The organism is Archangium primigenium (assembly GCF_016904885.1).
Lineage (GTDB): Bacteria > Myxococcota > Myxococcia > Myxococcales > Myxococcaceae > Cystobacter > Cystobacter primigenius.
The window spans coordinates 2952599-2966606 of the sequence record NZ_JADWYI010000001.1 but is presented as its reverse complement, the minus strand read 5'-3'; the positions used below and the strand labels follow the sequence as shown (position 1 = coordinate 2966606).

Annotated in this window: 13 protein-coding genes; 6 read left to right on the top strand and 7 right to left on the bottom strand. The window is 70.8% G+C overall.

The window, feature by feature from the left end:
- Positions 1-40: 40 nt before the first annotated feature.
- The 4 genes from infB to I3V78_RS12635 form a co-directional block, all read right to left on the bottom strand.
- On the bottom strand, positions 41-3235 hold the full coding sequence (gene infB / locus I3V78_RS12650) for a translation initiation factor IF-2 (RefSeq protein WP_204487475.1): 3195 nt from the start codon (positions 3233-3235) through the stop codon (positions 41-43).
- A 71-nt stretch (positions 3236-3306) separates the two neighbouring features.
- Complete coding sequence (locus I3V78_RS12645; protein WP_204487474.1) at positions 3307-3645, bottom strand: YlxR family protein; 339 nt, start codon at positions 3643-3645, stop codon at positions 3307-3309.
- 39 nt (positions 3646-3684) lie between these two features.
- Positions 3685-5370 carry a transcription termination factor NusA gene (gene nusA / locus I3V78_RS12640; RefSeq protein ID WP_204487473.1) on the bottom strand — a complete coding sequence of 562 codons (1686 nt, stop codon included), beginning with the start codon at positions 5368-5370 and terminating at the stop codon, positions 3685-3687.
- A 61-nt stretch (positions 5371-5431) separates the two neighbouring features.
- A complete protein-coding gene (locus I3V78_RS12635) occupies positions 5432-5914 on the bottom strand; it encodes a ribosome maturation factor RimP (RefSeq protein WP_204487471.1) in 483 nt (160 codons plus the stop codon).
- Between the two features lie 227 nt (positions 5915-6141).
- On the opposite strand from I3V78_RS12635, the gene I3V78_RS12630 reads away from it, so the two are divergent.
- The 6 genes from I3V78_RS12630 (at position 6142) to I3V78_RS12605 (ending at position 12065) form a co-directional block, all read left to right on the top strand.
- On the top strand, positions 6142-6945 hold the full coding sequence (locus tag I3V78_RS12630; RefSeq protein ID WP_204487470.1) for a carbon-nitrogen hydrolase family protein: 804 nt from the start codon (positions 6142-6144) through the stop codon (positions 6943-6945).
- Between the two features lie 95 nt (positions 6946-7040).
- The gene (locus I3V78_RS12625; RefSeq protein ID WP_204487468.1) at positions 7041-7505 is read left to right on the top strand and encodes a FecR domain-containing protein; all 465 of its coding nucleotides are present in this window, start codon (positions 7041-7043) and stop codon (positions 7503-7505) included.
- Positions 7502-8278, top strand: a complete 777-nt coding sequence (locus I3V78_RS12620) for a LysM peptidoglycan-binding domain-containing protein (protein ID WP_204487467.1) — start codon at positions 7502-7504, stop codon at positions 8276-8278. Before I3V78_RS12625 ends, I3V78_RS12620 begins: the two co-directional genes overlap by 4 nt.
- 22 nt (positions 8279-8300) lie before the next feature.
- On the top strand, positions 8301-10001 hold the full coding sequence (locus I3V78_RS12615; protein WP_204487466.1) for an HD domain-containing phosphohydrolase: 1701 nt from the start codon (positions 8301-8303) through the stop codon (positions 9999-10001).
- An 80-nt stretch (positions 10002-10081) separates the two neighbouring features.
- On the top strand, positions 10082-10423 hold the full coding sequence (locus I3V78_RS12610) for a DUF971 domain-containing protein (protein ID WP_204487464.1): 342 nt from the start codon (positions 10082-10084) through the stop codon (positions 10421-10423).
- A 25-nt stretch (positions 10424-10448) separates the two neighbouring features.
- The gene (locus I3V78_RS12605; protein WP_338023547.1) at positions 10449-12065 is read left to right on the top strand and encodes a serine/threonine-protein kinase; all 1617 of its coding nucleotides are present in this window, start codon (positions 10449-10451) and stop codon (positions 12063-12065) included.
- Between the two features lie 26 nt (positions 12066-12091).
- On the opposite strand, the gene I3V78_RS12600 is transcribed toward I3V78_RS12605, so the two are convergent.
- From I3V78_RS12600 to panC, 3 genes are read right to left on the bottom strand one after another with little or no spacing between them, the layout of a single operon-like run.
- Positions 12092-12616 (bottom strand): ClpXP protease specificity-enhancing factor SspB, encoded by a 525-nt coding sequence (locus I3V78_RS12600; protein WP_204487463.1) that lies wholly within the window; start codon positions 12614-12616, stop codon positions 12092-12094.
- A 27-nt stretch (positions 12617-12643) separates the two neighbouring features.
- Positions 12644-13129 (bottom strand): SsrA-binding protein SmpB, encoded by a 486-nt coding sequence (gene smpB, locus I3V78_RS12595; RefSeq protein ID WP_204487461.1) that lies wholly within the window; start codon positions 13127-13129, stop codon positions 12644-12646.
- 23 nt (positions 13130-13152) lie between these two features.
- Positions 13153-14007 (bottom strand): pantoate--beta-alanine ligase, encoded by an 855-nt coding sequence (gene panC, locus I3V78_RS12590; protein WP_204487458.1) that lies wholly within the window; start codon positions 14005-14007, stop codon positions 13153-13155.
- Position 14008: the final 1 nt, after the last annotated feature.

The window sequence follows — 14008 nt, the reverse complement described above, 5'->3', positions numbered from 1 at the left end:
GGGAGCGTCCTGGTGGTGGAGGACGACGGCCAGAGCGGGACTAGCTCAGGCTGGGCCGCGTCTCCTCGATCTCGTAGGCCTCGATGATGTCGCCCGGCTTGAGATCGCTGTAGTTCTCGATGCCGATACCGCACTCGAAGCCCTGGCCGACTTCCTTCACGTCGTCCTTGAACCGGCGCAGCGAGGCCATCTTCCCCGAGAACAGCTGCTTGCTGTCGCGCAGCAGGCGAACGAAGGCGCCGCGCTTCATGACGCCATCGAGCACCGCCGCGCCGGCGATGGTGCCCAGCTTGGGCACGTTGAAGGTGTTGCGCACCTCCGCCCGGCCCAGCTTGCGCTCGGTGCGGATGGGCTCCAGGAGGTTCTCCATGGACTGCCGCACACCATCGATGAGCTCGTAGATGATGCTGTAGGTCTCCAGGGTGACTTCCTGGGCCTTGGCCGCGGCCTCGGTGCCGGACTCGGGCTTCACGTTGAAGCCGAGCACGATGCCCTTGGACGCCGCGGCGCGCATCACGTCGCCCTCGGTCATGGCGCCCACACCCGAGTGGATGATCTCCACGCGGACCTTGTGGGTGGACAGCTTCTGGACGGCTTCCTTGACGGCCTCGGCCGAGCCCTGCACGTCCGCCTTGATGACGAGCCGCAGTTCCTTGGGACCACCGCCGGCCTTCGTCTTGGCGAAGAGCTGCTCGAGGGTCTCGCGGTTGTTGGCCTTGCCGAGCTCCGCCTCACGGCCCTTCATGGCGCGGTGGGTGGCGATCTCCTTGGCGGCCTTCTCGTCCTCCACGGCGTTGAGCGTCTCGCCCGCGGTGGGCACACCGGACAGGCCGATGACCTCGGCGGAGTAGCCCGGGAGCACTTCCTTCACGGCCTCGCCCCGGCTGTTGTTCATGGCGCGCACGCGGCCGAAGTGGGTGCCGGTGACGACGGCGTCGCCCACCTTGAGCGTGCCCTCCTGCACCAGCACGGTGGCCACGGGACCGCGGCCCTTCTCCAGCTTGGCCTCGATGATGGCGCCCACGGCGGGACGCGCCGGGTTGCTCGTGAGCTCGAGCACCTCGGCCTGCAGCGCGAGGTTCTCCAGCAGCAGGTCGATGCCCATCTTCTGCTTGGCCGACACGGGGACCATGATGGTCTCGCCGCCCCACTCTTCCGGGGTCAGCTCGTAGTTGGCCAGGTCCTTCTTGACGCGGTCCGGGTTGGCGCCCGGCACGTCCATCTTGTTGATGGCGACCACGATGGGCACGTCCGCGGCCTTGGCCTGCTTGATGGACTCGATGGTCTGGGGCATCACGCCGTCATCGGCGGCCACCACCAGCACCACGATGTCCGTCACGTTGGCGCCGCGGGCGCGCATGGCGGTGAACGCCTCGTGGCCCGGGGTGTCGAGGAAGGTGATGTCGCCGCGCGACGTCTTCACCGAGTAGGCACCGATGTGCTGGGTGATGCCACCGGCCTCGCCGGACGCCACGTTGGCGGCGCGGATGGCATCGAGCAGGCTCGTCTTGCCGTGGTCGACGTGGCCCATGACCGTGACGACCGGCGGACGCGGACGCTCGTCCTCGGGACGCACCTCCACCTCGGGCAGGAAGTCCTCGACCTCGAAGCCGGCCTTCTCCACGCGCCAGCCGTAGTCGGTGGCGATGAGCTCGGTGGTCTCCGAGTCGATGATCTGGTTGGCCGTGGCCATCTTGCCCAGGCCCATGAGCTTCTTGATGAGCTCGTTGGTGCGCACACCCATGCGCTGGCCCAGGTCGGACACGCTGATGCCGTCCTGGATCTTGATGACCTTCTTCTCCTCGGCCATCTGGGTGATCTGCGTCTTGGCGCCCTTCTTCGTGGGCTTCTTCTTCTTGCCACGCACGGGGATGGTGACCCGGCCCCAGGCCAGGTCCGTCATCTCCTGCTTGGTCGGCCCCTCGGTGGCGGAGCCCCGCTTGTTGCCGCGGCCAGCCCGCTCCTTCTCCTTGTTCTTGGAGACGTCGACGAGTTCACGGCCTCGGCCGAGGTGATCCGGAACGACCTTGTACTCGCGCTTCTCGCCGATGGCGCTCTTGCCCGGCGCCATGGGGTACTGCCGACCCGTGCCCGTGGTGGGCGTGACGCGGCGCACCTGGATGAGCGGGCGCGAGATGACGACGGCCTGGGTGGCCGTGGGGCGCAGCGCGCGGGCATCCTGCGCGACATGCTGGTGGGGCACACCGCCCACCATGTGCGTCGCCTGGGGCGTGGCACCGGGGGTGGCGCTGGCCTGGGCGCCCGTGGGCGAGGAGGACGGACGCACCGGAGCCGACGTGGGCGGGCCGCTGCGCTGGTACTGGCTCGGCGCGCCACGCTGGTACTGGCTCGGACCGCCGGGGCGGCCTCCCTGTCCGGGACCGCCGGGGCGGCCTCCCTGTCCAGGACCGCCGGGGCGGCCTCCCTGTCCGGGACCGCCGGGGCGGCTCGAGCCGGACATGCCCGGCCCACCGGAGGAAGGCGAGCGGGGACCACTGGACGAGGGATGCTGCGAGGGGGTCCGAACAGAGGGGGGGACCGCCGAAGGCGGGCGATTGGACAAGCTAGGCGACTCCTTGTTGTACGAGGGCGGCGGACGGACGACGACCGCCTGGGTAGCGGTGGGGCGCGGAGGCTCCACGGGCCGAGGGGTCTCGGCGACAGGGGTGGGGGCCGGGGGCGCGGGCGGCGCCGTCACGGCGGCGGGGGCCGGGGCCTCGGCGCGCGGCGCCTCGACGGCGGGCGCGGGCGTCGGCGCGGTCACCACGGGCTCGGGCGCGGACACCGGGGCCGGGGCCTCGGCGCGCGGCGCCTCGACGGCGGGCGCGGGCGTCGGCGCGGTCACCACGGGCTCGGGCGCGGACACCGGGGCCGAGGCCTCGGCGCGCGGCGCCTCGACGGTGGGCTCGGGCGCGGCCTCCACGTAGTCACGGGCCGACTCGTTCCCCGAGGCGGGCGCGTAGTCCTCGCTCGGCTGGTCGGCCGAGGGCGCCGTCGGTGCCCGGCGGCGGACGACGAAGCCCTTGGCGGCCACGGGGGGCGCGGCCTGCTTGGGCTTCTTCTTGTCCAGGATCCGCTGAACCGCAGCGGTGGCCTGGTCGTCCTCAAGCGAGGACGAATGGCTCTTGACGTCGTAGCCGAGCGCGACGAGCTCGGTCACGACCTCTTTGTTGTCGAGCTCGACCCCGTGGTCCTTGAGCTCCTTGGCAATCTCGTGAACGCGCTTCTTCGACATACTTTGATTGGCCTTTTGCTCCGCCGGCTACCGGGCGCAGCACCCTAATCCAAAATTGAGTGTGAGTGGTGCTAACACCCACGTCCCCCGGCTGCTCCCCGCGAGCCCGGGCCCGACTCCAACGCCTGTCCCAGGAGCAACGGGTCGACCGACCCCGTCTTTCCCCGGAAGGCCCTGCCAAAGGCCTTCCGCTTCACCGCCGCCGCCAGGCAACCGACTCCACAGAGGTAGGCTCCCCGACCGGGCAGCCGCCTCCGCCAGTCCACCACCACGCCCTCTGGACCCACCCCCAAACGGGTGAGCTCCGCCTGGATGCGCTTGGCGCCGCATCCGATGCAGCTGCGCACCGGTCCGGCCCCCTCCGGGCCCGCATCCCGTCTATTAGTATTGGAGCGGGCGTTCAGGCGCATCCCCTCGACAGTCCAAGCCAGCTTACGACACTCCGTAGACTAAGCGCCCGCAGGCTCGGCAGGCGAGGGGGAAGAAGAACTCCGTTCAGCATTGAGTTCCGCCCGGAGCCGGGCTTCCTCCACCAGATAGTTCTCGGCAGCGCTCTTGAGCTGGCGCGCCTTCTTGATGCCCACCCCGGGCACATCCCCCAGCCGGGTGAGGTCCTTCTCGTTGGCGATTTCCTCGACCGTCTTGTAGCCCGAGACCACGAGCTGCTCGATGACCTTCTCGCCCATGCCCCTGACGCGGGCCATGCGCTCGGTCTGACTGAGTTCGTCGGGGTGCCGACGGGCCTCGGCCTGACGGGCCTGCTCGCGCTCGCGCTCCATGCGCGAGAGTTCCGTGGCGTCCAGGCCCATCTGCTTGCGGGCCTCTTCCTGCATGGCCGGCACGCGCGAGGGGTCCACGCCCGGAATCTGCGAGAGCATCTCCGGATTGGCCTCGGCGATGTCCTTGGCCTGGCGGAAGCCGTGGGCGTAGAGCGTCTCCACCAGCATCTCGTTGACGCCCGGCAGCGCGCCCAGCGAGCGGTTGGCGAACTCGCGCATCTCGCGCACCCGGCTCTCGCTGTTGATGTCCAGCTTCCAGCCCGTCAGCTGGGCGGCCAGGCGCACGTTCTGGCCCCGGCGGCCGATGGCCAGCGACAGCTGGTCATCCGGCACGATGAGCTCCATGGCGTGGTTGGCCTCGTCGATGATGACGCGGCTGACCTCGGCCGGGGCGAGCGCCGAGCACACGAAGCGCGCGGGATCCTCGTCGAAGGGGACGATGTCGATCTTCTCCCCGCGCAGCTCCTGCACCACGGCCTGCACGCGGCTGCCCTTCATGCCCACGCACGCGCCCACCGGATCCACGTCCGAGTCGCGGCTGGACACGGCGATCTTCGCGCGCCCGCCGGGCTCGCGCGCCGCGGCCTCGATGACCACGATGCCCTCGGCGATCTCGGGCACCTCCATCTCGAAGAGCTTGGTGAGCAGGTTGACCGAGGCGCGGCTCAGGACGATCTGCGGGCCCTTGGACTCGCGCAGCACGTCCAGCACGTAGGCCTGCACGCGGTCGCCGGCGCGGTACGTCTCGCGCGGCACCTGCTCGCGCACGGGCAGCACCGCCTCGGCGCGGCCCAGGTCCACGATGATGTTGCCCCGCTCGAAGCGCCGGGCGATGCCCGTGACGATCTCGTTCTTGCGGTCCTTGTACTCGTTGAAGACGTTCTCGCGCTCGGCGTCCCGGGTGCGCTGCAGGATGACCTGCTTGGCCGTCTGGGCCGCGATGCGGCCGAAGCCGCGCCGGAACGTCTTGAGCCGCAGGATGTCGCCGTACTGGTTGTCCTGGGCCTTGGCCTCCTCGGCGTCCTCGTCCCGGTAGAAGATCTGGAAGACGAGCTCGTCGCCGGGCTCCACTTCCATGCCCTTCTTGTGGGCCTCGTCGAGGGGGATCTGGTTCACCGCCTGGACGGGATCGGTGATCTCCTCCACGACGGTGATGGCCTGGAAGAGCTCCACGACGCCCTTGTCGGCGTCGTACTTGGCCTCGAGGCTGCGCTCCTGGCCAAAGTGCTTCTTGGCCGCGGTCGTCATCGCGTCCTCGAGCGTGGAGATCAGCACGCTCCGGTCAATGCCCTTGTCCTTGGCCACCTGATCCAGGACGAGGTTGAGGTTGATGTTGGGATTGGCTGGCGTGGGCATCGTCTTCTCCAAAAGGTTCCACGGGCGCGCCCGCGCGAGGGCGCCCCCTGTATGTGGACTGCTAGAACTCGAACTCCAGGTTCGCCTTGGCGATGTCCTTGAAGGGGATGCGGAACACACCCGCTCCTTCCACGTCCACGGCGATGGCGTCGGCCGCCACCTCGGTGAGCGTTCCGGTGAAGTTCTTGCGCGGCGGCTCCCCGATGGGGCCGAAGGTCTTCACCTTGACCCGCTGGCCCTTGACCCGCTCGTAGTGCACGGGCTTCTTCAGGGGGCGGTTCACGCCGGGGCTGGAGACCTCCAGGTTGTACTCGTGGGGGATGAGATCCTCCACGTCCAACACGGTGTCCACCGCCCGCGACACTTGCGAGCACTCGTCCAGGCCCACCCGTCCACCGGGCTTGTCGATGAACAGGCGCAGGACCCAACCCTCGTGCTCGCGGACGAACTCCGCCTCGAGGAGTTCCAACCCCTCGCCCGCAACGATGGGCTCGAGCACCGTCTGTACCCGGGCCTCCACCGTCTGCTTGATGTTCTCCGCCATAGGCCGCTTCGAAAACTCCGGACTCCAAAAACACGAAAAGCGGGCACGACGGCCCACTTTTCGAGGGAACTGCGTCGAAAAATGTCGGCGGCGTCCGTAGCACACGCCCCCTCGGGGTGTAAAGAAGCACGAGCCCCCCGTCACTCCCCTGGCCAACAGTCCACCCGGACCCAGGGATTCCCGGAGGTTCGGGGACACGCCCCCCGCGCTCCCCTTATAACGGGCCCATGCACCTGATCGCCGCCGCACAAATGGTGTCCACCCCGGACAAGGCCCAGAACCTCGATGCCGCCGTGAGGCTCGTCCGCCGGGCGGCCGACCTGGGCGCGCGGCTCGTGGGCCTGCCGGAGAACTTCTCCTGGATGGGCCCCGAGGCCGAGCGCGCCGCCGCCGCCGAGACCCTGGAGGGCCCCACGCTCTCGCGCATGGCCGAGGTGGCGCGCGAGCGGGGCGTGACGCTGCTGGCGGGCTCCATTCTCGAGGAGGGCGCGCCGGGCGGACGGCTCTACAACACCACGGTCATCCTCGGACCGGATGGGTCGCGGCGGGCGGTGTACCGGAAGATCCACCTGTTCGACGTGGACGTGGGCGACGGCACGCCCTACCGCGAGTCCGCGGCGGTGGCCCCGGGCGAGGAGGTGGTGGTGACCGACACCGAGGTGGGACGCCTGGGGCTGTCCATCTGCTACGACCTGCGCTTTCCCGAGCTCTACCGACGCCTGGCGCGCGACGGCGCCACGCTCCTGGCGGTGCCCGCGGCCTTCACCCTGATGACGGGCAAGGATCACTGGGAGGTGCTCCTGCGCGCGCGCGCCATCGAGAACCAGTGCTACCTCTTCGCCCCCGCCCAGGGCGGACGGCACTCGGCCCAGCGCGTCACGTGGGGCCATGCCATGGTGGTGGACCCCTGGGGTCTGGTGACGGCCCGGGCCTCGGAGGGCGAGGGACTGGCCGTGGCGGCGGTGGATCCGGAGCTGCTCGCGCGCATCCGCCGCGACCTGCCGTGCCTGCAGCACCGTCGGCTGGAGTGAAGCAGGCAGGCGGTTGACCCCGGCCCCCCTGGGTCTCGCGCGCATTCCCCGCTACACTGCGCGCCGGACCCCCCGTGAACAACCGCTGGCCCCCCATGATGGTCGCCCTCGCCCTATCGACTCTTGGCGGGGGCTGCCCCGCCGCAGAACCCCCCGTGCCCCCGTCGGCGCCCAGCGCGCCGGCCGTCCCGGCCGCGCCGGTCGCCGTGCGCCGCGCCCAACTGCAGGGATTGCAGGGAGACGTGAAGGTCAAACGCGCGGCGGGGGATGAATGGCTCCCCGCCCAGGAGGGCATGGCGCTCTTCGAGAACGACAAGGTACGGACCGTGGCCGGAGCCGGAGCGCAGATCGTCTTCACCCAGGGCAGCGTGGTGAGCCTGGGCGAGGACGCGTTGATCAGCATCGCGGAGACACGCCCCCGGGCCGGGCAGCAGCGCACCGACCTGACCGTCTTGAAGGGACGGGTGGACGCCGAGCTGGCCGATCCCACCCACCAGTCCCTGTCGGTCACCACGCCCGCGGCCACCGTGCGCGCCGGACGGGAGATCGTGTTCCAATGAAGACCCCTTTCCTGGTGGCCTTGATGCTGATGGCCCCCGCCTCGGCCCAGACCCGAGGGGGCGCGCGCGGGCCCGCGCCCTCGCGCGAGATCGCCCAGACGGCCCTGGTGTCCGCGCGCGAGTCGGTGGCCCGCTCCGATGCGAAGGCGCCCCGCCACGCCGAGGCCGAGGCCAAGCTCAAGGAGGCCGAGGCGCACTTCCAGAACGCGCGCTACGACGAGGCCGCCCAGGCCGCCGATGCCGCCTGGAAGCTGATTGGCGAGCGCTCCGGCCAGTCCACCAAGCTCAGCGTCACGGTGGATGAGCAGGGCGGCACCACCGTGAAATCCGAGTCCGGCCAGGTGTCCGTGGAGGGCGGCGGCGTCACCGAGGTGCTCGCGGACAACGACAGCGTGCGGGTGGACAAGGGTCAGGCGCCCCGCCGGGAGCTGGCCAGTCCCGCGCCCCTGCTTCCCCCCGACAAGCAGCGGATGAGCGTGAAGACCGCCAAGGGGGGCCTGACGCCGGTGCTCATCACGTGGCAGCCCGTGAAGGGCGCCGCCGGCTACGAGGTGGAACTCTGGCCCGCCCAGGGCGAGCCCAGCGCGCGTCGCGTGATGGCCGCGACCAGCCCCGAGCTCAAGGTGCCGCTCACCGTGGGCGCCTACCGCTGGGTGGTGCGGGCCCTGGCGCGCGATGCGCGCTCGCCCAACTCGGCCGAGCGGGATTTCGAGGTGCGGGAAACGCCGGCCAAGGGCATACGTCTCAACGTGAAGTCGTCCCCCTGGAAGTAGCCGAGAGAGGAGCGTCCCCCCGTTGCGCCTCTTCAAGACGCTGTTGCTGCTGATGCTGGTGGCCAGCCTGGTGCCCACGGTCATGGTGGGCCTGTTGTCCGTGTCCGACACGCGCGAGTTGCTGGTGCGCGATGCCCAGGAGATGGCCCAGGAGCGCGTCAAGCAGCTCAAGCTCAAGGCGGAGGGCTTCCTCGCCGAGCCCATCGGCGCGGTGATGAGCATGGCGCGCGTGCCCCACTTCTTCGCCCTGCCCCTGGAGCAGCAGCAGACGTACCTGCGCGCGCTGCTCAACCAGTGCCGTGAGGTGCAGGCCATCACGCTGCTCGGCCCCGATGGCCACCGGCTGCCGGGCCTGCGCGCCTTCGCCGTCAACGACGTGCCGCCCAGCGCGCTCGCCGAGCACGAGGCGCGTGTCTCCGCGCTCGTCCAGGGACTGCAGGGCCTGCGCTTCGCCGAGGGCACCTGGCGCCCCGGCGGCGAGGCCGTGGTCACGTTCGCCTTCTCCGTGGGCGAGCCCGTGGAGGGCTACATCGCCGCGGACGTGTCGCTCTCGGAGTTGCAGACCATGCTCGCCCAGGAGCGCGTGGGCAGCACGGGCTTCGTCTACCTCACCGACGCCCAGGGCCGGGTGCTCGCCGGCGGCGGCGGCCTGAGCGCCAACCAGGACATCTCCCACCGCCCCGTGGTGGCCCACATGCTCCAGGGCCTCATGCGCAGCCCCGACACGGACATCCTCCACGTGGGCAACTTCGGCGAGGGCGAGGACGCCGTCGTGGCCGCCTACGCCACCCTGGCCGATGCCCACTGGGCCATCGCCTCCGAGCAGCCCGTGGCGCTCGCCTACAAGCAGGTGGAGACCATGGAGCGGCGGCTCCTGTTCACCGTGCTCGCCGCCACGCTCGTGGCCCTGGGGCTCGCCGCCTTCTTCTCGCGCGGGGTGACGCGGCCCCTCAAGGGCTTCACCCAGGGCGCGCTCCAGCTGGCCCAGGGCAAGTTCGGCCTCGAGGTCAACGTGCCCCAGAAGAACGAGCTGGGCGAGCTGGCCCGCACGTTCAACTACATGAGCAAGCAGCTGCTCGCCTACGATCACGAGAACCGCGGCCTCTACGCGAGCCTGGAGCAGGGCTACCTGGAGACCATCGTGGCGCTGGCCAACTCCATCGACTCCAAGGACTCCTACACCCGCGGCCACAGCCAGCGCGTGGGCGACGTGGCGGTGGAGATCGGCCGGGAGATGGGCCTGTCCGAGCGCGAGCTCAAGCAGTTGCAGTTCGGCGGCATCCTCCACGACATCGGGAAGATCGGCATCGCCGAGTCCATCCTCTGCAAGCAGTCCCGGCTCACCGATGAGGAGATGGCCATCATGCGCGAGCATCCGGACATCGGGGACACCATCATCAAGCCCATCAGCTTCCTGGCCCCCATGCGCTCGTGTGTGCGCCATCACCACGAGCGCTGGGACGGCACGGGCTATCCGGACCGGCTCAAGGGCGAGGACATTCCCCTGCTCGCGCGCATCGTGGGCTGCGCGGACACCTTCGACGCGTGCACCTCCACCCGCCCCTACCAGAAGGCCATGCCGCTGGAGAAGGCCATGGAGATCCTCGAGAACCTCAGTGGCAAGCAGCTGGATCCCACCGTGGTGAAGGCGCTGCGCCGGGTGCTGGAGAAGCGCGGCGTGCGGGTGGAGGGCCACCGGCTGCCCGTCAAGCTGGCGTCCTGAGCCACGCGGCGCTCCCCTCGGACTGGCGCCGGTGGTAAGCAGCCGCCCCGGGCCCCTCCGGCCCCGAGAGAGGAACCGCCTTGAGTTTCTGGGATCGCATCAAGCCCGCCGAGCGCCCCACCTCCGCCACCGAGGCGGAGCTGTCCCACGAGGGCACCCATCTGCACCTCACCTGGGACGACGGCGTGAAGACCCATGCCACCGCGCAGCACCTGCGCCAGCAGTGCCCGTGCGCGGGCTGCGTGGACGAGTGGACCAACCAGCGCACCCTGGACGCCACGAAGGTGCCCGCGGACGTGCGCGTCACCCTGGTGCAGCCCGTGGGCAACTACGCGCTCACCTTCGCCTTCAGCGACGGGCACTCCACGGGCATCTACCCGTGGAAGCTGCTGCGCGAGCTCACCCAATCGCCCTCGGCCTGAGTCGGCCGCCCCGGAGAGGCCGCCCGTGACCGAGTCCCGCTACCGGCTGGTGCGCTCCCTGGCCCTGGGAGGCATGGCGGAGCTGTTCCTGGGCATCTCCCGGGGCGCCGAGGGCTTCGAGAAGCCCGTGGCCATCAAGCGGCTGCTGCCCCACCTGGCGCGCGAGCCGCACATCGCGCGGATGTTCCTCAACGAGGCGCGGCTGGCCACGCACCTGCACCACCAGAACATCGCCAGCGTCTACGACGTGGGCCGCGGCGCCGAGGGCCTCTTCCTGGTGATGGAGCTGGTGGACGGCTGGGACCTGGGGGTGCTCCTGCGGCACGCGACCCCGTGTGGCGTGCGCTTTCCGCCCCACCTGGTGGCCTTCATCGGCACCCAGGTGCTCGCGGGGCTCGTGCACGCCTACCGCCGCCTGCACGAGGGCCGCCCCGTGCTCGCCGCCCACCGGGACATCTCCCCCTCCAACATCCTCGTGTCACGCGAGGGCGAGGTGAAGGTGACAGACTTCGGCATCGCGCGCGTCGAGGGACTCTCCACGGGGACCCAGCCCGGCACCTTCCGCGGGAAGATGCCCTACGCCGCGCCCGAGACACTCCGCGGCGAGCCCGCCACCGCCGCGAGCGACCAGTTCTCGCTCGGCATCGTCCTGTACGAGCTGCTCGCCGGACGCCACCCGTTCGCCCACGACGCGAGGGAGCCCCTGGCGCTCGCGCTCGCCATCACCCAGCGCGAGCCCGCGCCCCTGGAGGACGTGCCCGCGCCCCTGGTCGCCGTGGTGCTCAAGGCCCTGGCGCGCGACGCCCAGGACCGCTTCGCGCGGCCCGAGGACATGGCCGATGCCCTGGCGCGCGTCATCGCCCAGCTCGGCGAGCCCACGCAGTCCCGCACCCTGGCGGCCTTCATCACCCGCTTGGGTCCCCCGCCCCCGCTGCTCGACCGCGACGTGCCCACCGTGCCGCACGACGATCGCACCCACACCTCCGAGCGGCCCAGCCTGTCCCTGCCCGCCGTGAGCGCCAGCTTCGAGCTACAGCTGACGGACGAGTGGACCCCGCCGCCCGGCCCCGCCCTCAGCGCCAGCGGCCAGGTCCTCCAGAGCCCGCCGCCCCCGGGTCCCCCACCCGCCCCGGTCCGTCCCGCCCCCGTCGCGTACGAGCAGACCTTCGACTGGAGCGCCCCCCCGGTGGGCGGCGCCCCCCGCGAGCCCACCGGCTCCGGGCTGGAGTTGGAGGAACGGGCGCCCCATCCGCCCAGCGACTTCCGCTCCCCGCTGGAGCCGAGCCCCCTGCTCGCGCGCCTGGGCCGCGTCGCGCGCACCGGGCTGCTGCTGCTCGTCGGGGCGGGAGGACTCTGGCTGGCGGCGCCCCACGCGCAATCCCTCGGGCGGGCCCTCTGGCCCCGCGTGCGGCAGGCCGTGGGCCTGTCGCCCCGGGTGCACATGCTCTCCATCACCAGCGAGCCGCCCCAGGCCACGGTGCACGTGGACGGCGTCGAGCTGGGCACCACGCCCTTGTTCGTCGACAACGTGTACCCCGAGCGGGACATCCCCGTCCGGCTCACGCTCAAGGGGTACAAACCCTGGAAGGGCACCCTCCGGGGCGGAGAGCCCGTCACCCTGGACGTCCGCCTCCAGCGCTGAGGGGGCCCCGCTCGGGGCCCCCTCGCTCACTTCACCAGCCGCAGGTGGCCCCGCTTGGGCGGCGGCGGATCATCCTTGGGCCCCTCGGACTCCACGGCCGTGGGCACCGGGGCGACCTCGGGCTCCTCCTCGTGCGCCACCACCTCGCGCAGGATGGCGCGGGGCCGCGGCGCGGGCTGCTCGGCCACCGCTTCCGGCACGGGCACCTTGGACGTCACCATGGACTGCTGCAGCAGCTCCACCGGCATGTCCTCCGGATAGGCCCAGGACTCCTTCGTCACCTGACTGGTGACGGCGAAGAGCGCCGACCACGGCACCGCGACCGTGAAGCGGCTGCCGGAGAAGCTCAGCGTGCAGCGCACCCCCCACTCGCCCACCGTGAGGTCCGGCGGATCGAACCGGTAGGAGAGGTTGAGGCGCAGGTGGGACTCATTGCGCAGGGAGGCCGGGACGAGCACCCCGGGACGCCGCGCGTCCAGGTGGATCATCACCATGCCCTTGTCGAGCGCGGCCAGCAGCCGGGCCTTCTTCTCGGGACCTTTGTTGTCCATCGACGCGCGTGAGCGGGGTGGCGGCGATCAGCGACGGCGCATCGCTCGATCCATCTCCCGCTTCGTCTCCCTTTCCTTGATGTCCTGCCGTCTGTCTTCGTGCGTCTTGCCCTTGCACAGCCCCAGCTCCACCTTGGCCCGGCCCTGCTTGAAATACAGCACGAGGGGGATGATCGAATAGCCCCGCTCCCGAACCTTGGTGTTCCACCGTTCGATCTGCTCGCGGTGCAGCAGCAGCTTGCGGCCCCTCAGGGCCTCGTGGGTGAAGTAGCTCGAGGGGTTGTAGAGCCCGATGTGGGCGTTGAGCAGGAAGAGCTCGTTGCCCTTGGGCAGGGCGTAGGCATCCGAGAGGTTGGCCGTGCCCGCGCGCAGCGCCTTCACCTCGCTGCCGGTGAGCACCAGGCCCGCCTCGATCTTCTCGTCCACGGAGTAGCTGGCGCGTGCCTTGCGGTTCTCCGAGATGATCCGGATACCGCCCTCGCCCGCCCCGCCCTTGCCCTTCGCACCCGCCATACGCTCGTGTCCTCGTGGTCCCACTAGCCCCCGATGGGCTGGTTGTCGATCAGCCGGGTCTTCCCGGCGAACGCCGCCACCAGGATCCGCGCTGGCTGGCCCGGAGTCACGAAGGAAAGCGAGGTGAGCGACGTGGCGTCCACCACCTCGACATAATCCTCCCGCAGGTCCGCCGCCGCCAATTCACGCCGCACCGCGTCCACCAGGGAGGCCGTGTCCCGCGTGCCCTGGCCGAGGAGCGCCTGGGCGGCGGCCATGCCGCGGGACAGGGCGAGCGCCCGCCGCCGCTCGTCCGGCGTCAGGTAGGCGTTGCGCGAGCTCAGGGCGAGCCCGTCCGGCTCGCGCACGGTGGGCATGCCGACGATCTCCACGCCCAGGTTCAGGTCGCGCTCGAGGGCGCGGATGACCTGGAGCTGCTGGTAGTCCTTCTCGCCGAACAGCGCGAGCTGGGGCTTGAAGAGGCACAGGAGCTTGGTCACCACGGTGGCCACGCCCTGGAAGTGCCCGGGCCGGCGCGCGCCGCACAGGCCCTGGCTCACCTGCGCCACCTGGACGTGGGTCTGGAAGCCCGGCGGGTAGATTTCCTCGGGCACCGGGGCGAAGACGGCCTCCGCCCCGGCGCTCTCGCACTTGGCCAGGTCCCCCTCCAGATCGCGCGGGTAGCGCGAGAGGTCCTCGGTGGGACCGAACTGGGTGGGGTTGACGAAGATGGAGGCGGCGACCACGTCCGCGCGGCGTCGTCCCTCGCGCACGAGCGACTGGTGCCCCTCGTGCAGGTAGCCCATGGTGGGCACCAGGGCCAGACGGCGCCCCGCGCGGCGGAGGGATTCCGCCCACGCGGCGGTCTCGGCGACGGTGCGAAGGACGAGCAGGCTCATG

Excerpts from the sequence above, each read along its gene's own strand:
- infB (WP_204487475.1), bottom strand. The coding sequence starts at position 3,235 with ATGTCGAAGAAGCGCGTTCACGAGATTGCCAAGGAGCTCAAGGACCAC.
- I3V78_RS12645 (WP_204487474.1), bottom strand. The coding sequence starts at position 3,645 with ATGCGCCTGAACGCCCGCTCCAATACTAATAGACGGGATGCGGGCCCG.
- nusA (WP_204487473.1), bottom strand. The coding sequence starts at position 5,370 with ATGCCCACGCCAGCCAATCCCAACATCAACCTCAACCTCGTCCTGGAT.
- I3V78_RS12635 (WP_204487471.1), bottom strand. The coding sequence starts at position 5,914 with ATGGCGGAGAACATCAAGCAGACGGTGGAGGCCCGGGTACAGACGGTG.
- I3V78_RS12630 (WP_204487470.1), top strand. The coding sequence starts at position 6,142 with ATGCACCTGATCGCCGCCGCACAAATGGTGTCCACCCCGGACAAGGCC.
- I3V78_RS12625 (WP_204487468.1), top strand. The coding sequence starts at position 7,041 with ATGATGGTCGCCCTCGCCCTATCGACTCTTGGCGGGGGCTGCCCCGCC.
- I3V78_RS12620 (WP_204487467.1), top strand. The coding sequence starts at position 7,502 with ATGAAGACCCCTTTCCTGGTGGCCTTGATGCTGATGGCCCCCGCCTCG.
- I3V78_RS12600 (WP_204487463.1), bottom strand. The coding sequence starts at position 12,616 with ATGGACAACAAAGGTCCCGAGAAGAAGGCCCGGCTGCTGGCCGCGCTC.
- smpB (WP_204487461.1), bottom strand. The coding sequence starts at position 13,129 with ATGGCGGGTGCGAAGGGCAAGGGCGGGGCGGGCGAGGGCGGTATCCGG.
- panC (WP_204487458.1), bottom strand. The coding sequence starts at position 14,007 with ATGAGCCTGCTCGTCCTTCGCACCGTCGCCGAGACCGCCGCGTGGGCG.